Source organism: Flavobacterium psychrotolerans (assembly GCF_003097635.1).
Taxonomy (GTDB): Bacteria; Bacteroidota; Bacteroidia; order Flavobacteriales; family Flavobacteriaceae; genus Flavobacterium; species Flavobacterium psychrotolerans.
In genome coordinates this window covers 21410-41765 of the sequence record NZ_QCZI01000013.1, presented here as the reverse complement: position 1 = coordinate 41765, position 20356 = coordinate 21410, and the positions used below count along the sequence as shown (strand labels likewise).

Here is a 20356-nt window from a genome sequence, read left to right as displayed (position 1 = left end):
TTTTTAATCTAATTTTTCAATTCTAAAACCTACATCGGTAATTCCCTCTAACTTTTCTACTCCAGCCACTTTGCCCGTTTTCCTTACGGCTTGTTTGATGTGTATCTTGTAATTTCCAGTTTTGAATTTGAACCTTTCTTTATAAATAAGTTTGCTTTCTTTAACATCAGTAAAACCATCCCCAAGTAACGTTCCGTCAGGATTTGCCATTAGATATTGTAAAGTATCCACAAGAGTCACCCTATTGGGTTGCTCTAAAGAAACAATTAAAAACAGATTATTGAACGGATACTCATTGTTGTCTCTCACGTTTAAGAATAAATTGTACTTTTTGGACGTGTCAAGTTTAGGTAAATCAAAACTTACAATACTGTCTTTATTCCAGCCGGTTCCCACGGATTTGTACTCGTCAAACACTCTTTTTTTATCACATGACACAAGTAAAAGAGTACTTGCGAAGCAAAAGAGTACTGTTTTTATAATAAAAGAGTGAAAACTACTTTTTAGGTTCATTTTTAGTAACAGGGATTATCTTATTGACGTTAGGAACTATTTTATTGTCGGCTGGTCTAATCTTTTTATCAACCGGTTTTATTTTGTTGTCCGCTAGGTTTTTTTCTACTGCCGGTCTGTTGTTTCCTGGGGCAGATGCATTTTGTACCGTAGGTTTTCTGTTTTTGTTTGGTCGTTTCTTTTTCTTTGGTTGATCAAAACGGGTTAAACTTTCTTGGCCCATGGCATTATTGAAATCTTTTTCTGGCTCTACTACAACCTCTAATGCGTAATCTTCCAGAGAAGAAACTTTGTTTTTTAACTTATTTTCAGCTACGATTTCTCGTACTTGTTCAATTTTCAATACGTGCCAGTTGGCAAAATTATTGGTATAAGCAAACCACATCAATCCTTTAAAAATATCTTGTTTCTGACAAATTGCATCTCCTTTTTCGGTAACTAATTTAGTGTCAAAATCAGGAAAACCTTGCAAAGCATCCATGTAAGTATCCAACTCATAATTCAAACAGCACTTTAATTTTCCGCATTGACCCGCCAGTTTTTGCGGGTTTAAAGACAATTGCTGGTAACGGGCTGCTGAAGTATTTACGCTTCTGAAATCGGTAAGCCATGTGGAGCAGCACAATTCTCTTCCGCATGAGCCAATGCCTCCCAATCGAGCCGCCTCCTGACGGAAACCGACCTGTTTCATTTCTACTCGTGTGCTGAATTCCTTGGCAAAATCCTTGATTAAAAGACGAAAATCAATTCTGTCGTTTGCCGTATAATAAAAAGTAGCTTTCGAACCATCTCCTTGAAATTCGATATCCGAAATTTTCATTTCCAGCTTTTGGGCAATCGCCAATTCACGTGCTCGAACCTTCATCGGCTCTTCTCTATCGCGCGCTTTAGACCAAATATCAATGTCTTTTTGAGATGCTTTTCTATACACTTTAGGAACATCATTGCTTTTATGATTGACTCCTTTTTTCTTCATCTGAATCCGAACCAATTCCCCTGTCAAAGTTACAATGCCTATGTCGTGTCCCGGAGAAGCCTCCGTAGCCACGATGTCCCCCATGCTTAAAGTCAATTTTTCAGTATTGCGATAAAACTCTTTTCTTCCGTTTTTAAAACGGACTTCAACACAGTCAAAAGGCGCTTCTCCACTAGGCAGACTCATATTGGAAAGCCAATCGAAAACCGTTAATTTGTTGCAGCTATCGGTGCCGCAAGTCCCATTATTTTTACAACCCTTTGGTGCACCACCATCAGAAGTTGAACAACTTGTACATGCCATAATTTTATATGTAGTATTGTGACGAACACAATTTAAGTTCTTAAAAAGATTAATGCGTAAAGATAGTACTTTTTAGTTTTAAGTTACAACGGTTGAAATTGCCAAAAAATCATAATTTTTTTCCCTCCGGTTACGCCGATACGGAAAGTCTAACCGAGGCGAATATTGACAACTCGTTATTGTTTTGGCAATGCAAGTATATTTGTTATATTTGTACGTATAGAATATAATGCTCATGATGGGCTCTAAACTCCTTCTTAAATTAGACAAAAACGTTATTGAAAAAGCTAATATATGATGCAATCTACAAAGGAATTTGTCTCAAATTATAGCCGCTAAATTAAAAGCATTAACGGGTGAAGAGAATAAATAATGAAAGTCTAATAATTTGGATAACGTTTCTTATTTTAGTGCATGTGTGATATTTTTATCACTAGAAATAAATTAAAAATTAAAACGCTTAAATTCCTATAATGACTCCAAAAGAGTTTTTCGTTTCACTTCAAAAAAATTAAAAATTGGCTTTATCAATACAAAAAATTGTCCAAATCCTGCACGCCAAATGGTTTGGAATCAATGATGCCACAATTGACAACATTTCCATCGATAGCCGTTCACTTCAAAATGGTTCACAAACCCTATTTTTTGCCTTAGTTGGCCCAAATAATGATGCTCATGTTTATATTTCGGCATTAATCGAAAAAGGCGTTCAGAACTTTGTGGTAACCCATATTCCCGAAAACTTAGAAAATAACGCTAATTTTCTGGTAGTGGCAAACACACTAGACAGTTTACAGCTATTTGCTGCCTATTATCGGAATCTTTTTGATTTCCCTGTTATCGGATTAACGGGAAGTAACGGCAAAACGATTGTTAAAGAATGGCTCAATTTTCTATTAAGTCCCGATTACAACATTATCCGAAGTCCAAAAAGTTACAATTCGCAAGTTGGAGTACCATTGTCAATAGTGGCAATCAACGAGAAGCACAATTTAGGGATTTTTGAAGCGGGGATTTCCACCCGAAATGAAATGGAAAAACTGGAAACCATCATCAGACCCACCATTGGGATTCTAACTAATATTGGCTCGGCACACGATGAGGGCTTTACTGGTATTGGTGAAAAAATTAAAGAAAAATTAAAGCTTTTTCAAAACGCGAAAATTTTAATATATCATAAAGACAAAACGATTGACGCCTTTATTGATTCAAAATTGAAAACCTTCTCTTGGAGTTTCAAAGACGAAGGCGCCGATGTTTTCATTACCAAAAAATTGGATTTTGACCAAACCCTCCTTAAAATTCGACACCAAAAAACGGAATTTGAAATTAAAATTCCTTTTCAAGACGAAGCTTCCATAGAAAATGCCTTACAATGTATGATGGCGCTGTTATACTTTAGCTACGATGCTAAAACTATTAAAGACAGGATTGGATTGTTATTTCCCGTCGAAATGCGTTTAAAACTCAAAAACGGAATTAACAACACCACTTTAATAGACGACAGTTACAGTTCTGATTTTCAATCTCTGAAAATTGCATTGGATTTTTTGGAGAGCCAGAAACAATACAAAAAGAAAACATTAATCCTTTCGGACATTTTTCAAAGCGGATTGTCAAATGAAGATTTATATTCAAAAGTTTCGCATTTAATTGTTTCTAACAAAATTGATCGGGTTATTGGCATTGGAGAAACCATTTCGGCATTCAAAAACAAATTCCCAAATTGCGTAACTTTTAAAAATACGGAAAGTTGTATTGCTGCTATCCACGAACTCAATTTCAGTAATGAAACCATATTAATTAAGGGCGCACGAACCTTCCATTTTGAAAAAATTGTAGCCGCATTAGAAGAAAAAACGCATGAAACCGTCCTGGAAATAAACCTCAATGCCATAAGTCATAACTTGAATTTCTACAAATCGAAGTTAAAACCAGCCACCAAAATGATGGCAATGGTAAAGGCATTTGGTTACGGAAGTGGCGGATTTGAAATTGCCAAATTACTCGAACATCACAAAGTGGATTATCTGGGTGTGGCTTTTGCTGATGAGGGAATTTCGCTGAAAACGGCAGGAATTCATTTGCCAATTATGGTTCTAAATCCTGAAAACACCAGTTTTTCAGCCATAATTCAACATCAATTGGAACCCGAAATATATAGCATGAAAGGACTGAATGCCTTCCTGAAAATAGCAGAACAAAAAAAACTAAACCATTTCCCAATTCATATCAAATTGGATACCGGAATGCACCGATTGGGTTTTGAAGAAGAAAATTTAGAGGAACTAATTGCTACTTTAAAGGAAAACAAATTGGTTACTGTAAAAAGTATTTTGTCGCACATGGCAACGAGCGATGATTTGAACCATCGTGATTTTGCGCTTTCTCAAATTGATTTGTTCGAAAAATTATCCTCTAAATTGATGCGAGAATTGCGAATAAAACCCATAAGACATATCCTGAATACTTCCGGAATCAGTAATTTTCCCGATGCACAATACGATATGGTTCGACTTGGTATAGGCCTTTACGGCGTTTCAAATGATGTAAGAGAACAAAAATACTTAGAGAATGTAGGCACGTTAAAATCTATCATCTCGCAAATTAGAACTATTGATGCGGAAGAAAGTGTAGGATATGGAAGACGATTTGTTGCCGATAAAACAACTAAAATTGCCACAATACCTATAGGTTATGCGGACGGAATATCGAGACATTGGGGAAATGGCGTAGGGTTTGTAACCATAAACAATCAAAAAGCGACCATAGTGGGAAGCATTTGTATGGACATGTTGATGGTTGACGTTTCAGAGATTAACTGCAACGAAGGAGACCAAGTTATCATTTTTGGCGAAAGCCCGACTGTGATATATATGGCTGAACAATTACAAACTATTCCTTATGAAATCCTTACCAGTATTTCACAAAGAGTGAAACGGATGTTTTATAGAGAATAATTTTAGTTGTTTTTAGCTGTAACCTATAATTGTGTTATTTTTTTTACTAAATTAGCTCTAATTAACAAGCGATTTTTAACCTAAAAAACAATTAATTATGGGATTTTTTGGAGATTTTAAGGCATCTTTAATGAAAGGTGATGTATTAAGCTTAGCAACTGCCGTGGTTATTGGTGGTGCTTTTGGTAAAATTGTTGGCTCCGCAGTTGATGATGTCATCATGCCTATTGTAGGTTTACTAACTGGCGGTATCGATTTTACTAAAAAATTCGTAACCCTTGATGGAAACAGTTATGAAAATTTAGCTAAGGCAAAGGAAGCCGGAGCGGCTGTAATTACTTATGGGAATTTGGTTCAAGCCATAATTAATTTCGTCATCATTTCATTTTTCATCTTTATTGTTTTAAGAGCGGCCGAAAAAGCAAAAAAGAAAGAAGAAGCGAAACCCGTTGCACCAGCCGGACCTTCCCAAGAAGAGTTGCTAACTCAAATAAGGGATTTATTGAAAAAGTAATTTACATAATAATACTATTTTGTAACCAAGCCACGTTAAAATACGTGGTTTTTTATTTGTTACAAATATAACATTTTGTTATTTTTTGTGAGGTCGATTGTTTTGGTTTGGATATTACTTACTTTTGCTTCTCAAAATAAATTATAATATTAAAAAATATAGTATGAAAATTGCAGTTGTAGGGGCAACCGGAATGGTTGGTGAAATAATGTTAAAAGTATTAGAAGAGAGAAACTTTCCGTACACAGAATTAATTCTAGTGGCATCTGAAAAATCAGTGGGAAAAGTAATCGAATTCAAAGGACAAAAACACACTGTAGTTGGTTTACAAACTGCGGTAGACATGAAACCGGAAATCGCCGTTTTTTCGGCCGGAGGACATACCTCCTTAGACTGGGCGCCAAAATTTGCTGCAGCGGGAACAACCGTTATCGACAACTCATCAGCATGGAGAATGGATCCTTCGAAAAAATTAATCGTTCCAGAAATAAATGCGAATGAATTAACAAAAGACGATAAAATAATCGCTAATCCTAACTGTTCTACTATCCAAATGGTATTGGCTTTAGCCCCTTTGCATAAAAAATACAATATCAAACGTGTGGTGGTTTCAACCTATCAATCCATCACTGGAACTGGTGTAAAAGCGGTTCAACAATTTGAAAACGAATGTGCGGGTATTGAAGGGGACATGGTTTATAAATATAAAATCAATAGAAACTGTATTCCGCAGTGCGATAGTTTTGAAGTTAATGGATACACCAAAGAAGAAATGAAATTGTCTAATGAAACCAAAAAAATATTAGGCGACAGTAGTATAGCAGTAACCGCTACTGCAGTTAGAGTTCCAGTTGTTGGCGGACATAGCGAAGCCGTAAATGTGGAGTTTAGCAATGATTTTGATGTTGCCGAAGTACGAAATATTCTTCATCATACCGATGGAGTTGTGGTACAAGACAATTTAGATACATTTACCTATCCGATGCCAAGATATGCAGAAGGCAAAAATGACGTTTTTGTGGGAAGAATTCGCCGCGACGAAAGCCAAGCTAACACATTAAATATGTGGATTGTTGCCGACAATTTACGAAAAGGAGCTGCTACAAATACGATTCAAATAGCGGAGTATTTAGTGGCGAATCACTTGGTATAAAAGTTAAATACACAATTCAAATCCGTTTGTTTTAGCAAATCCCAATTTTTGTTAAAACAAACGGATTTCTTTTGTTCGTTTCGTACTTTTGTAAGGAATGAAAAAGAAACTCGTAGGACTAAATTGGGTATTGACGGTTGCCGTATTGTTCTCAATACTGTTTCAATCCATAGACTCTTATGGTCATTTCGCAAAGCTACGAACAGAAAAACAATGTCTTCATGAATACCATTCGAATGCCGAAATTACACATCAGCATCACCATTTAGACCATTGTTTTGCTTGCGAATTTACTTTTAGCAGCTTCATTTCTTCAGAAATTTTCACATTTCAACCGCTACTTACTTTTCAGAAAAAAAAATCTTTACGAAATATTGATGAGCTGATTGTATCTTTTTCAGGCAATTCCAATTCACTCCGCGGTCCCCCACCATATTTTATTGTATAAATCATTTCTATTGCCTCTTCTAAAATTCATTTTGGAAGGAACAAAATCATATTTAACAATAAATTAATTATAATGAAAAATATCATACTTGCAATACTATTAGGTTCTTCAACATTAATTCAGGCACAAAATTCAATTTCGGGAACGGTAACCGATAGCAAAAGCCAACCAATAAAAGGCGTTTCTGTATTTGTTGCCGATTTGCATAAGGGAACTGTCACGGATGAAAATGGCAATTACACCTTTAATAATTTGCCCAACGGAACCGTTAAATTATCCTTTGTTTTTGGAGGATATAACACACAATATACAACGCTAAATATTCAGCAGAAAGAAACCATTTTAAACGTCATTCTCGAAGAAACCATATTCCAGATGGATGAAGTCATCGTTTCTACAGCTTTCAATAAATTGCAATCGCAAAACGTAATGAAAGTAGAACACGAAACCATGAAATCCCTACAACAAAAAGGAACTTCCTCCCTAATTGAAGGATTGGCAACCATTCCTGGAGTTGCTCAGGTTTCTACGGGTACGTCTATCGGGAAACCTGTTATTCGAGGCTTGAGTGGCAATCGCGTTTTGGTTTATTCACAAGGGGTTCGCATGGAAAATCAACAATTTGGAGATGAACACGGCTTGGGTTTAAATGATTCCGGAATAGAAAGTGTCGAAGTCATAAAGGGCCCCGCTTCCTTGCTTTATGGTTCGGATGCGTTGGGCGGCGTGTTGTATTTTAATCCCGAAAAGTTTGCTAATGCCCATACTTTCAAAGCCAATTTCAGTCAAAAAATATTTTCTAACACTTTAGGAAGCAATTCCTCATTGGGACTGAAAACATCATCCGAAAAATGGAAATTCTTGGCCCGGGGAAGTTATAATACACATTCCGATTATACTATTCCTGGTAAAAACCGAGTGACTAACACCCGATATAACGAAAGTGATTTCAAAACCGGAATTGGATATAGTGATGCCAAATTTTCAAGCGTCCTGAGATACAATTTCAACAAACTCGATTTAGGAATCCCTGAAAACGGAATAGACAAACAATCCACAAGCAAAAAAACAACGTATCCCAAACAGGGCGTTTACAATAATTTATGGAGTTTGAATACTATTTTCTTTTTTCAAAACTCAAAATTAGATGTTGATTTGGGGTACATTGCCAATGACAGAAGCGAGTTTGAAGATAGTGATGTTGCTATTTTGCACATGAAGTTGAAAACCTTTAACTATGATGCCAAGTACCATTTGCCCAAATTAGGCAAAGTAGAAACGATTGTCGGAATTCAAGGCATGCACCAAACAAATAAAAACGCTGGAGAAGAATATTTAATTCCGGATGCCATAACCAATGATTTTGGAATTTTTGGAACGGGTAATTACGATTGGAAGTCGAATGTGATTCAGGCTGGATTGCGTTTTGACAATAGAGCAATTGAAAGCGAAAGCCACGGAATTGTTGGTGAAGAAGGGTCGTTTCAAGCCATCAATAAAACCTTTCATAGTTTTAACGCATCGATGGGTTATAAAACCAACTTGAAAGACAATTTGACTTTGCGTTTGAATTTAGCATCCGGATTTCGGTCTCCCAATTTGGCTGAATTAACTTCAAATGGCGTTCATGAAGGAACCAATCGGTATGAAATAGGGAATAACGAACTGAAAACGGAGCAAAACGTACAGTCCGATTTGAATTTAGAATACAAAAACAGCCATTTTGAATTTTTCGCAAACGGATTTTACAATCATATAAATAATTACATTTATACTTCGCCAACTGGAGCAGTGATAGCGAACAATGTCGTTTTTGATTATATACAGAATAATGCCAAATTGTATGGTGGTGAAATGGGGTTGCATTTTCATCCGCATCCGTTAGATTGGTTGCATTTTGAAAGTAGTTTTGAAACCGTAACGGGCCAAAAACAAAATGGCGATTACTTGCCTTTGATTCCTGCAAACAACTGGAACAATACAATTCGGACGGAATTCAATATCAAAAATGGGTTGTCAGATGGTTTTGCAACGTTAAATGTGTCGAACACTTTCCATCAAAATAATGTGAGTGGTTTTGAAACCAAATCAAATGGATATACTTTGGTAAATATTGGCTTTGGCGGAAAAGTAAAATTAGGAAAAACCGTTTTTGACATCAATCTTAATGGGAATAATATTTTCAATAAATCCTATATCGCTCATTTATCAAGATTGAAGACGGATGGGGTACCCAATATTGGAAGAGACATTGTTTTAGGAGTTCTATTTGACATGTAAAAAAGTAAAATTTGAAATTATTCATAATTCTCGTTGGGTATAATACCCCTCAATCTTAATTGCAAACTTACTTTTCCGTTCCATTCGTTTTCATCAATAGAATACACTATATCAAAGGGACGTCCGTCTTTAATGACTTCCAATTTGTTTCCTAATCCAAACCCAATAGCCGGAATTCCCTCCGAGTTATTTTGCTTTATGAAAAGTTTTAAATGTTCGTTTTCTTGGCCCAGCGGTTTCCCGTAACCCGTATCCCGAGCCTTTTTGGTTAAAAAAACAGGTGTCATGTTTAGCGGGCCAAAGGGTTCGAATTGCTTTAATATCCGAGTTAATTTTGGCGTAATATCGGTAAAATTAATCTCGGTATCAATCGTGATTTCTGGAGTTAAAAGATCAGGATGAATGGTTTGTTGAACCACTTTTTCGAAAGCCGCTTTAAAATTTTCATAATTTTCAGGCTTCAAAGTCATACCCGCAGCATACATGTGACCACCAAATTGCTCCAGATATTCTGAACAAGCTTCTAAAGCATTATACACATCAAAACCCGAAACTGAACGAGCAGATGCAGCATAAAAATCGCCACTTTTTGTAAAAACTAAGGTGGGTCTATAATAGGTTTCTATTAACCGAGAAGCTACGATGCCAATTACCCCTTTATGCCAATTTTCCTGAAAAACAACCGTAGTAAATCGTTCTTTTTCTTGATTTTCTTCAATTTGCAAGAGCGCTTCTTTGGTAATTTGTTTGTCTAAATCTTTTCGGTCTGAATTGTATTGTTCAATTTCAGATGCAAATTGTTGGGCTTGCTCAAAATCAAATTCTGTCAATAATTCTACTGCATGATTGCCGTGTTTAATCCTTCCCGCCGCATTAATTCTGGGAGCAATTATAAAAACGACATCGGTAATGTCTAGGGTTTGTTTTTTTATTTGATGGATCAATGCCTTAATTCCAGGTCTTGGTTCGGCATTAATCACTTGCAATCCAAAATAGGCTAAAATTCGATTTTCACCCGTCATTGGAACAATATCTGCTGCAATTGCCGTAGCAACCAAATCTAAATACGGAATGAAATCCTCTATGGTTTGGTTTCTGTTTACGCCTAAAGCCTGTATTAGTTTAAAGCCAATGCCACAACCACACAATTCGTCATACGGATAAGTACAATCGTCTCTTTTTGGGTCAAGAACTGCAATTGCCTCAGGTAAAAATTCTCCAGGTCGGTGGTGATCACAGATAATGAAATCAATATTTCGCTCTTTGGCGTAAGTCACATGATTTATAGATTTGATACCACAATCTAAGGCAATAATCAAAGAAAAATCATTGTCGCTGGCAAAGTCAATTCCTTTAAAAGAAATACCGTAACCTTCATCATAACGATCAGGAATATAAGTCGCTACGTTGGGATAAAACGTTTTTAGATAAGAAGAAACTAGCGAAACAGCTGTGGTTCCGTCCACATCATAATCGCCAAAAACAAGAATATTTTCCTCATTCTGTATTGCTTTCTCAATGCGATCCACGGCTTTATCCATATCTTTCATCAAATACGGATTATGCAAATCGTTTAATGTTGGACGAAAAAATTGTCGTGCTTCTTCATAGGTTTCTACACCACGTTGCACAAGCAATTGCGCAATAAAAGGGTCAACTTTTAAAGCTTCAACGAGTTGTTTTGTCTTTTCGGGTTTGGGAATGGGTTTGATAGTCCAGCGCATAAATTAGATTTGTATGGTGTATAAAATGATTCTCAAATTTACTATAAATTTTTAAAAGTGTGCCAATCAATTATAAATTAACAGACTGGAATTTATAAATCCAAAAAAAATTCGTTCCTTGTGCCTCCAATTATTTTTTCAAAACATCTATTACATGCAAATTCAAGGACAAATTGTAGATATCAAAAATCAACGCATTTACGCAGGCGAAATTACGGTCGAAAACGGAAAAATTACTTCTATTATCGAAAAAGAACATGGGGTTAAAAACTATATTCTTCCAGGTTTTATAGATGCGCACATCCATATTGAGAGTTCGATGCTTGTCCCTTCAGAATTTGCTAAAATTGCAGTGCTTCACGGAACCGTAGCTACTATTTCTGACCCCCATGAAATAGCGAATGTTTTAGGAAAGGACGGCGTGTATTACATGATTGAAAACAGTAAAAAAGTGCCGTTAAAATTTCATTTTGGCGCACCTTCTTGCGTTCCTGCAACCAATTTTGAAACCGCAGGAGCCATTATTGACTCTGAAGGAATCAAAGAATTAATGGCTTCGCCAGATATTTATTATCTAGCCGAAATGATGAATTATCCAGGTGTTTTGTTTGATGATGAAGAAGTATTGAAAAAAATACAATGGGCGAAACATTTTGAAAAACCGGTTGATGGTCATGCGCCAGGATTGCGTGGTGAACCCGTAAAAAAATATATTTCCGCAGGAATTACTACCGATCATGAATGTTTTACTTTTGAGGAAGCTCAGGAAAAATTAAGCCTTGGAATGAAAGTAATTATTCGAGAAGGAAGTGCTGCAAAAAATTTCAATGCTTTGATTGATTTGCTTCCGGAACACTATGGAAATATGATGTTTTGTTCCGATGATAAGCATCCAGATGATTTGATTTTAGGCCATATTAATTTGCTTTGTGCCCGAGCAGTTGCAAAAGGCATGGATATTTTTAAAGTCTTGCAAGCGGCTTGTGTTAACCCTGTACATCATTATAAAATGGATGTAGGTTTACTAAACGAAAATGATGCTGCCGACTTTATAGTAGTAGAAGATTTGGTTAATTTTAAAGTATTGCAAACCTATATTGAAGGTGAATTAGTTGCAGAAAATGGGGAATCATTTGTGAAACATGTTCTGTTTGAAACCCCAAATAATTTTAATATTAGCGAAAAAGAGATTGGTGATTTTAAAGTTTCTGGTTCGGGAACAAAAATAAGAGTAATTGAAGCATTAGAAGGACAACTGATTACTAATGAAATTCATAGCAAACCATTAATTAAAGAAGGTAATATTATTTCAGATATCGAAAATGATGTGCTTAAAATGGCCGTTGTTAATCGCTATCAAAATGTAAAACCCGCTGTGGCTTTCATCAAAAATTTTGGATTAAAAAAGGGTGCCATTGCCAGTTCTGTAGCGCACGATTGTCATAATATTGTGGTTGTGGGAACTTCTGACGAAGAAATTTGTAATGCCGTAAATCTAATTATAAAAAATACTGGCGGAATCTGTGCTGTAAATGGTACCGAAAACAAATCTTTAGCCTTACCCGTTGCCGGAATCATGAGCGACCAAAACGGTTGGGTAGCAGGAAAATTATATGAAGAAATTGATGCTATGGCAAAATCATTGGGAAGCAATTTAAGAGCGCCCTTTATGACACTTTCATTTATGGCGCTATTGGTAATTCCTGATTTGAAATTATCCGATAAAGGATTGTTTAGTGGGAATACGTTTTCGTTTGTGGATTTGGAAGTGGAAAATTAGCCGCAAAGACGCTAGGTCGCAAAGATTTTATTCCGATTTTGTAATTGCTTCGTTCCTAGTAATGTTGAATTGTTAAATCTACTGTTTTAATTATGCTTTCAAAACCAAAGCTTCTTCTTCAAATTGGATTCCATGCCATCCTGTTTTTATAAAATTACGGATGTTTTGGTGGTTTGTTCCTTCAGGATCTCCCAATACATCTTCAAAATAATAGGCTCCAAAACAAGCTAAAGTTTCTGGCTGAGATAAGTTTTGCAATTGTGCAAAAGCAAATAATTTACAAGAACCCGAGTTTTCTCCTGCGGCATTGTGTTGGGCACCATTGTAGAAAGGAGTTGGAGTGAAATCATAATTTTCCTCAATAACGGCGATGGTTTCTGCAAAGGTTATAGCTTCTGGTGTTTGTTTTAATTTTTCTAAAAAGGACGTTATTTTCATCGATTTTATTCTATTTTTAGATTTTTTTATTTTCTTTTACCATTGTTTTCCCGCCAACAACAACCACAATTTCACCCCTTGGCGCATTTTTTTCAAAATGGGTCAACACTTCTCGAACTGTTCCGCGAACATTTTCTTCGTGGAGTTTAGACAATTCTCTGGAAACGCAAATTTGTCGGTCTTCGCCAAAATAAGTAATAAATTCCCCTAATGTTTTTACTAATTTATGAGGGGAAACGTATAAAATCATGGTTCGGGTTTCTTCGGCAAGAGCCAAATATCGGGTTTGCCTTCCTTTTTTATCAGGTAGAAAGCCTTCGAAAATAAATTTGTCGTTGGGCAAACCACTATTTACAAGTGCGGGCACAAAAGCAGTTGCTCCAGGCAAACATTCCACTTCAATTTTGTTTTCGACACAGGCGCGAGTCAGTAAAAATCCGGGATCGGAAATGGCAGGTGTTCCCGCATCCGAAATCAAGGCGATGTTTTCGCCCGCTTGTAAACGAGTGATGATATTCTCCACCGTTTTGTGCTCGTTGTGCATATGATGGCTGTGCATGTGCGTACCAATTTCGAAATGTTTCAGGAGTTTACCACTGGTACGCGTGTCTTCGGCCAAAATTAAATCGACTTCTTTGAGAATACGAATAGCCCGAAAAGTCATGTCTTCGAGATTGCCTATTGGCGTAGGAACAATGTATAATTTACCCATTTACGAGAATCTTTTCTCCACAACATCCATAAAACGGGTTACATATTCTTCTTTACCTTCCCAATTGTGATAATCTGGCTTGACCATATCATTGATAAAGGCTTCTGCTTCCTGAAAAGTATCGAAAGTGATTAATTGCGATAGTACGCGATTGTAGTCTTCGCTGCTGTTTGCAAAAAGGTGTTTTATAAAGGCAATCCTGTCGTTTAACCCAATGGTGATCCCTTTAGAAAGACTATCGTTTAAAGACATTAATTTGGATTCGTTTGCTTTGTACTTTGCCTTTTCTATTTCTAATTCTTCAGGAGTAATAAAAACAGGGTCAGCATAATTGGCGCCTAATAAATCATCAAAAGAAATTTGGGATGTCTTGCTTTTTACCTCTTCTTTCACTTCTTCTTTCGGCTCAAACTTAATTTCTTCTGCTATTTGCTCTTGTGTTTCTTCTATTTGCTCTTCTATTGCTTCTGGCTCTTCTTCAACTTCTTCTTCTGTTGCTTCTTCTCCCTGCGAATCAAATGCCAGCTCAAATGACGGTTTAAAAGCGGTTTCATGAGTTTCAATGGCGGTAGATTGCGAAACTATTTCTTTTTCCGGTTGGAGCAAAACGATTTCCTCTTCCATTTCTTCCGCTACAACCTCATTTGGCTCAGGAATATCGGCACTAATTTCTTCTTCAACTGCTTCCGGAGATTCTTGAACTTCTTCTAATTTTTCAGTTGGAACTTCGGCCACCGTTTCAGACGGGACTTCAATTTCAAGGATGGAATCGTTCGCTTGAACCTCTAGTGTCTCTGCCGGGGTGTCAAAAATAGTCTCTAATTTACTTTTGATTTCGGCCAAGCCAATAGTTGGTTTTACATCTCCAAAATTTTCTTCCACAAATCGTAAAACAGATAATTTCTCGAATAATTTTTGTGTTTCCTGATGCAATTGAACGAGTTCCGATTTATTTTTAAGTTTTAAAATTCTGTGTGCAATGCTGATTAAATCTGCTTCCAACTTTTTTTTCATGACTTTTAGAATTATGGTGAGTAAGGCGTGACTTTTAAATAAATTCGTTTGTCTTATTGTACGAATTATGTTTTGTTAACTTCTTTTTTTAATTTAAAGCGATTGCGAATCTTCGATGTGATAAAAATTTTCTACTTTTGAAACGATGCGGAATATAAAATTTTTGGGTCACTTTGTTTGCGTTACAAAGTAATAAAAACTATTCATCTTAAGAGCAAGAAAAATATAAAATGTTTCTCGAAAATACAGTAAATCATAAAGAACAATTTGGATGGATTGAAGTCATCTGCGGATCGATGTTCTCGGGCAAAACCGAAGAACTTATCCGACGATTGAAAAGAGCCCAATTTGCCAAACAAAAAGTAGAAATTTTCAAACCTGCCATTGATACCCGATATCATGACGAAATGGTCGTGTCCCATGATGCCAATGAAATTCGCTCTACTCCCGTTCCTGCTGCGGCAAACATTGCCCTATTAGCTCAGGGTTGCGACGTTGTGGGTATTGATGAGGCGCAATTTTTTGATGATGAAATCGTTAAAATCTGTAACGATTTGGCAAACCAAGGAATTCGCGTTATTGTTGCCGGCTTGGATATGGATTTCAAGGGCAATCCCTTTGGTCCAATGCCCGCACTCATGGCAACAGCCGAATATGTAACCAAGGTTCACGCCGTTTGCACCCGAACGGGAAACCTCGCAAATTATAGTTTTAGGAAAGCTGGTGGGGACAAACTGGTTATGCTAGGCGAAACCGAGGAATACGAACCTTTGAGCAGAGCCGCATACTATAACGCCATGAAAGATAAAAAATAAATATAGCCACAAAAATTTTCGATTTTTACCCATTTCGAAACTACTTACTAAACAAAAAACCCGTTTCTTTCGAAACGGGTTTTTTAATAAATACAATCGCAGTGATTATGCTTCCACTTCAAATGGAAGGATAGAAACGTACGATTTATTATCTCTTTTCTTTTGGAAGAAAACAACTCCATCAACTCTTGCATGTAAAGTATGATCTTTACTAATGTAAACGTTTTCACCTGGATTATGTTTAGAACCTCTTTGTCTTACGATGATGTTCCCAGCAATAGCAGCTTGACCACCAAAAATCTTAACGCCTAAACGTTTTGATTCTGATTCTCTACCATTCTTAGAACTACCGACACCTTTCTTGTGAGCCATGACGTATTAGTTTTATTTTGTTATTATTCTTGAGTATCTTCTTTTTTGGCTTTAGCTACCTTAGCCTTAGGAGCTTCTTCTGTAGTTGCTTCAACTACCTCTTTTTTCGGAGTAGCTTTCTTAGCACCAGTTGCAGTAATACCTTCAATTACAATTTGAGTAAGATATTGGCGGTGACCATTTCTCTTTTTGTAACCTTTTCTTCTTTTCTTTTTGAAAACGATTACTTTATCTCCTTTTAAGTGTTGTAACACTTTGGCTTCTACCGAAGCACCTTCTATAGCTGGGGCGCCTATTGTGATTGTACCGTTATCATCTAACAAATAAACTTTGTCGAAAGAAACTTTAGTCCCTTCTTCATTTGTCAAACGGTGAACGTAAACCTTTAGGTCTTTGCTAACTTTGAATTGTTGCCCTGCTATCTCTACGATTGCATACATAACAAATTGTTTTATTAATTTTTAAGTTTGCAAATATACAACTATTAATCATTCTCACAACTAGTTGGCAAAAAAATTATTGGGCAGTTATTAAAGTCAATTATTTTATAAAGCCCTAAATAAGAGGCTGTAAAGTTAAATTTTATTAAACTTTACACATCTATGAGGAAAATCGTTAAAAAAAAGTATTTTTGATGTAACAATATTTTCGGTTAAAACACTAATCGGGATACAAAAAAATTATTAACTTTATGAAACATTCAATAATGGCTTTAAGTGCTGCACTTATGCTTGGAGGTGTTGCTTCGGCTCAAAAAGTAGCTTTTGAAGAATACAATTTAGAAAACGGGTTGCACGTTATTTTGCACAACGACCCTTCTGCTCCAACTATTATTACTTCTGTGATGTACCACGTCGGTGCGAAAGACGAACAACCAAATCGAACCGGATTTGCCCACTTTTTTGAACATCTTCTGTTTGAAGGCACAGAGAATATCAAACGTGGCGACTGGATGAACATCGTGACTTCAAATGGCGGAGTCAACAACGCCAATACTACGGAGGACAGAACCTATTATTATGAGGTTTTCCCGTCAAATAATCTAGAATTGGGTTTGTGGATGGAAGCTGAACGAATGATGCATCCCGTAATTAACCAAATTGGAGTTAACACCCAAAATGAAGTGGTTAAGGAAGAAAAAAGATTGCGTTATGACAATAGCCCCTACGGTCAATTGATTCCTGAAGTAAAAAGAAACATGTTTAAAAACCATCCGTACCGCTGGACAACCATTGGTTCTATGGAACATTTGGACGCTGCAAAACTGGAAGAATTTCAAGCGTTCAACAAAAAATTCTACATTCCAAACAACGCTGTACTAGTAGTTGCAGGAGATTTTAACAAAGACCAAGCTAAAGAATGGATCCAGAAATATTTTGGTCCTATCAAAAAAAGACCTGTTATTAAAAGAGAAACTTTTGTTGAAGAGCCTATCACTAAAACAATAAAAGCTACTTACGAAGACGCTAACATTCAAATCCCGATGGTGGTTACTGCATACCGTACTCCATCCATGAAAACCCGCGACGCAAGAGTTTTGGATATGATTTCGACCATTTTAAGCGATGGCAAAAGCTCCCGACTCTATAAGAAAATTGTTGACGACAAAAAAATGGCGTTGCAAATTGGGGCTTTTAGCTACAGTCAGGAAGATTATGGCACATATATCGTTTATGGATTGCCTCAAGCTCCCTTTACCACTGCCGACATCACTAAAGAAATTGACGAGGAAATCGTGAAGTTGCAAACAGAACTGATTTCTGAAAAAGAGTTACAAAAATTAGAAAACAAATACGAAAATCAATACGTAAACAATAACGCAAGTGTGGAGGGTATTGCAGACAATCTAGCCACTTACTATTTATTGTATGGCGACGTAAACCTAATTAACACCGAAATAGACATCTATCGCTCTATTACTCGGGAAGAAATTAGAGACATCGCAAAAAAATATTTGAATCCAAACCAACGATTGTTGTTGGATTATGTTCCATCAAAAGACAAAGCTCAAAACTAAAATATAATTATTATGAAAAAATCAATTTTTATTTTGTCGGGCTTGTTTTTAACTTTAATTATGCAAGCACAAATTATACCTCAACCAAAACCTGGTGCGTCACCAAGTATTAAAATCGGAAAACCGCAAACTTTTGTTTTACAAAATGGTTTAAAAGTAATGGTGGTAGAAAACCACAAACTTCCCAGGGTCTCCTTCAGCCTTAGTATAGACAACACTCCTTATGCCGAAGGCAGCAAAAAGGGAGTTTCGGATTTAACCAGCGCATTAATTGGGAACGGAACCACAAAAATCACTAAGGATGCTTTTAATGAAGAAGTAGATTTCCTGGGTGCTGATATTAGTTTTGAAAACAGTGGCGCTTATGCAAGTGGTCTTTCTAAATATGCGAATCGGATTTTAGAATTGATGGCTGATGGTGCTTTAAATTCTGTTTTTACTCAGGCCGAATTTGACAAGAACAAAGCCAAACTGATTGAAGGTTTAAAATCCGAAGAAAAAAGCGTTCCTTCAGTAGCCAGAAGAGTTCAAAATGTTTTAACGTATGGAAAAAACCATCCTTCAGGTGAATTCTTGAGCGAAGCAACCCTTAACAACGTTACATTAGAAGATGTAAAATCAAATTATAACACTTATTTTGTTCCTGAAAATGCGTACTTAGTCATTATTGGTGACGTGAAATTTGATGTTGTGAAAAAACAAGTGGAAACGTTGTTCTCTCCATGGTTAAAAGCGACAGCTCCTAACCTTTCTATCTCAGATCCAAGAGATGTTCAATATACACAGATCAATTTTGTGGATATGCCTAATGCAGTTCAATCAGAAATAGCTGTAATGAACATCAGTAATCTAAAAATGACTGACAAAGATTACTTTGCTGCCATAGTTGCCAATCAACTTTTAGGAGGTGATTTCAACAGTTACCTGAACATGAATTTGAGAGAAAAACACGCATGGACCTATGGTGCACAATCCAGTATTGGGGGCAGTAAATATGTTTCCTCATTTGGTGCTTTTTCCCAAGTAAGAAACGCCGTAACGGATAGTGCCGTTGTAGAATTCATGAAAGAAATTAAAAGAATTCGCACAGAAAAAGTTTCCGAAGAGGTATTAAAAAATGTGAAAGCCGGTTATGTGGGTAGATTCGTGATGCAAATTGAAAAACCACAAACGGTTGCTGGTTATGCTTTAAGAATTAAAACCCAAGGACTTCCAGAAGATTTTTACGAGAATTACATCAAAAGCATCAATGATGTGACGGCTGATGATGTTTTGCGTGTGGCCAATACCTATTTCCAAGCGGATAAAGCCCGAATTGTTATTGTAGGGAAAGGTTCGGAAGTATTGCCTGCATTAGAAAAACTGAAAATTCCAATTTTCTATTTTGATAAATATGGTAATCCAACCGAAAAACTATCGGTTAAAAAAGTAATTCCTGTTGGGGTAACTGCAAAAACAGTAATCGATAATTATATCAAAACCGTTGGAGGGGCAAAAGCGTTGAATGAGGTTAAATCCTTAGTAACCATTTCTTCGGGAACCATTCAGGGAACTCCATTGGAATTGACTTCAAAAACAACATCCAACAATAAAATGCTTAAAGAGATTAAAGCAATGGGAATATCGATGATGAAACAAGTGGTCAACGAAAAAGGGGCGTACATGGTTCAGCAAGGGCAACGTAAAGATTTATCAGGAGATGACTTGGCAGAAATGAAAGCTAGCGCGAATCCTTTTGATGAATTGTTATTGTCTAAAAAAGCAGGAGTTACTCTTGACGGAATTGAAGATATGAACGGCAGCGATGCGTATGTCATTAAAGACGGGAAATCTACTTTGTACTATGATGTGAAATCCGGACTAAAAGTGGCCGAATCTAAAACTATGGAACAAGGCGGGCAAACTATTACTCAGACCACAAGTTACAGCGATTATAAAGACGTGAAAGGAATTAAATTTCCATATAAAACAGTTCTTAACATCGGAATGGAAATTGAATTAACCACCACCGACGTGAAAATTAACGAAGGCGTAACGGATGCTGACTTTCTATAATTAAAAATTTAAATTCTATATCAAGGCCGTCTTAATCGATGGCCTTTTTATTTTTTACTTGAAAGATACACCCCGATTAAAATGATGAAAGCGCCAAAAAACTGAATCCCTGTAAGCATTTCGGAATCTAGAAATCTCAAAAAGGAAGCAAATACTGGGAGTTAAATACGTAACCAGGGTAGAGGAAGCCCGAGTCGAAATTTTAATCAATTTAAAGGCAATACCCGTACTGACCACTCCCAAAACTAGGATGTTCTACTTTCCAAATGACTTGATCGTGCT

The 20356-nt window shown here is 36.4% G+C and carries 17 protein-coding genes; 9 read left to right on the top strand and 8 right to left on the bottom strand.

All coding sequences use genetic code 11. The features are described from left to right. Positions 1-3 precede the first annotated feature (3 nt). Both DB895_RS10595 and DB895_RS10590 read right to left on the bottom strand, forming a co-directional pair. Positions 4-513, bottom strand: a complete 510-nt coding sequence (locus tag DB895_RS10595) for a gliding motility lipoprotein GldH (protein ID WP_116725340.1) — start codon at positions 511-513, stop codon at positions 4-6. Continuing rightward, positions 497-1792, bottom strand: a complete 1296-nt coding sequence (locus DB895_RS10590) for a PSP1 domain-containing protein (protein WP_243694664.1) — start codon at positions 1790-1792, stop codon at positions 497-499. The genes DB895_RS10595 and DB895_RS10590 overlap by 17 nt, the downstream gene beginning before the upstream one ends. A gap of 518 nt (positions 1793-2310) precedes the next feature. Between DB895_RS10590 and DB895_RS10585 the strand changes: the two genes are divergently transcribed. The 5 genes from DB895_RS10585 (at position 2311) to DB895_RS10565 (ending at position 9147) form a co-directional block, all read left to right on the top strand. Then, the gene (locus tag DB895_RS10585; protein ID WP_116725339.1) at positions 2311-4752 is read left to right on the top strand and encodes a bifunctional UDP-N-acetylmuramoyl-tripeptide:D-alanyl-D-alanine ligase/alanine racemase; all 2442 of its coding nucleotides are present in this window, start codon (positions 2311-2313) and stop codon (positions 4750-4752) included. Between the two features lie 97 nt (positions 4753-4849). Further along, on the top strand, positions 4850-5266 hold the full coding sequence (mscL, locus tag DB895_RS10580) for a large conductance mechanosensitive channel protein MscL (protein WP_116725338.1): 417 nt from the start codon (positions 4850-4852) through the stop codon (positions 5264-5266). A gap of 163 nt (positions 5267-5429) precedes the next feature. Next, entirely contained in the window at positions 5430-6419 is a 990-nt protein-coding gene (locus tag DB895_RS10575) for an aspartate-semialdehyde dehydrogenase (RefSeq protein ID WP_116725337.1), read from the top strand. 97 nt (positions 6420-6516) lie between these two features. After that, positions 6517-6867 carry a hypothetical protein gene (locus tag DB895_RS10570; RefSeq protein WP_116725336.1) on the top strand — a complete coding sequence of 117 codons (351 nt, stop codon included), beginning with the start codon at positions 6517-6519 and terminating at the stop codon, positions 6865-6867. Positions 6868-6939: 72 nt separating this feature from the next. After that, entirely contained in the window at positions 6940-9147 is a 2208-nt protein-coding gene (locus tag DB895_RS10565) for a TonB-dependent receptor (RefSeq protein WP_116725335.1), read from the top strand. Positions 9148-9164: 17 nt separating this feature from the next. Here DB895_RS10565 and recJ read toward each other — a convergent pair whose 3' ends face one another. Next, on the bottom strand, positions 9165-10871 hold the full coding sequence (gene recJ, locus DB895_RS10560; RefSeq protein ID WP_116725334.1) for a single-stranded-DNA-specific exonuclease RecJ: 1707 nt from the start codon (positions 10869-10871) through the stop codon (positions 9165-9167). A gap of 154 nt (positions 10872-11025) precedes the next feature. Here recJ and ade point away from each other — a divergent pair, with 154 nt between their 5' ends. Continuing rightward, entirely contained in the window at positions 11026-12651 is a 1626-nt protein-coding gene (gene ade, locus DB895_RS10555; protein WP_116725333.1) for an adenine deaminase, read from the top strand. Positions 12652-12741: 90 nt separating this feature from the next. Here the strand turns inward: ade and DB895_RS10550 are convergent, their stop codons facing one another. The 3 genes from DB895_RS10550 to DB895_RS10540 are packed head-to-tail and all read right to left on the bottom strand — an operon-like array spanning position 12742 to position 14815. Further along, positions 12742-13089, bottom strand: coding sequence for a HopJ type III effector protein (locus DB895_RS10550; protein WP_116725332.1), 348 nt, complete (start codon positions 13087-13089; stop codon positions 12742-12744). Between the two features lie 16 nt (positions 13090-13105). Then, a complete protein-coding gene (rsmI, locus tag DB895_RS10545; protein ID WP_116725331.1) occupies positions 13106-13801 on the bottom strand; it encodes a 16S rRNA (cytidine(1402)-2'-O)-methyltransferase in 696 nt (231 codons plus the stop codon). Beyond that, positions 13802-14815 (bottom strand): hypothetical protein, encoded by a 1014-nt coding sequence (locus tag DB895_RS10540; RefSeq protein WP_116725330.1) that lies wholly within the window; start codon positions 14813-14815, stop codon positions 13802-13804. It lies immediately after the preceding gene. Positions 14816-15045: 230 nt separating this feature from the next. On the opposite strand from DB895_RS10540, the gene DB895_RS10535 reads away from it, so the two are divergent. Next, positions 15046-15630 carry a thymidine kinase gene (locus DB895_RS10535; RefSeq protein WP_116725329.1) on the top strand — a complete coding sequence of 195 codons (585 nt, stop codon included), beginning with the start codon at positions 15046-15048 and terminating at the stop codon, positions 15628-15630. A 105-nt stretch (positions 15631-15735) separates the two neighbouring features. On the opposite strand, the gene rpmA is transcribed toward DB895_RS10535, so the two are convergent. Further along, positions 15736-16002, bottom strand: a complete 267-nt coding sequence (gene rpmA / locus DB895_RS10530; RefSeq protein WP_035669638.1) for a 50S ribosomal protein L27 — start codon at positions 16000-16002, stop codon at positions 15736-15738. Between the two features lie 23 nt (positions 16003-16025). Beyond that, on the bottom strand, positions 16026-16442 hold the full coding sequence (rplU, locus tag DB895_RS10525; RefSeq protein WP_116725328.1) for a 50S ribosomal protein L21: 417 nt from the start codon (positions 16440-16442) through the stop codon (positions 16026-16028). A gap of 251 nt (positions 16443-16693) precedes the next feature. Between rplU and DB895_RS10520 the strand changes: the two genes are divergently transcribed. Together DB895_RS10520 and DB895_RS10515 are read left to right on the top strand one after the other, a co-directional pair. Then, the gene (locus tag DB895_RS10520; RefSeq protein ID WP_116725327.1) at positions 16694-18019 is read left to right on the top strand and encodes a M16 family metallopeptidase; all 1326 of its coding nucleotides are present in this window, start codon (positions 16694-16696) and stop codon (positions 18017-18019) included. A gap of 12 nt (positions 18020-18031) precedes the next feature. After that, a complete protein-coding gene (locus tag DB895_RS10515) occupies positions 18032-20074 on the top strand; it encodes a M16 family metallopeptidase (RefSeq protein WP_243694663.1) in 2043 nt (680 codons plus the stop codon). Positions 20075-20356: the final 282 nt, after the last annotated feature.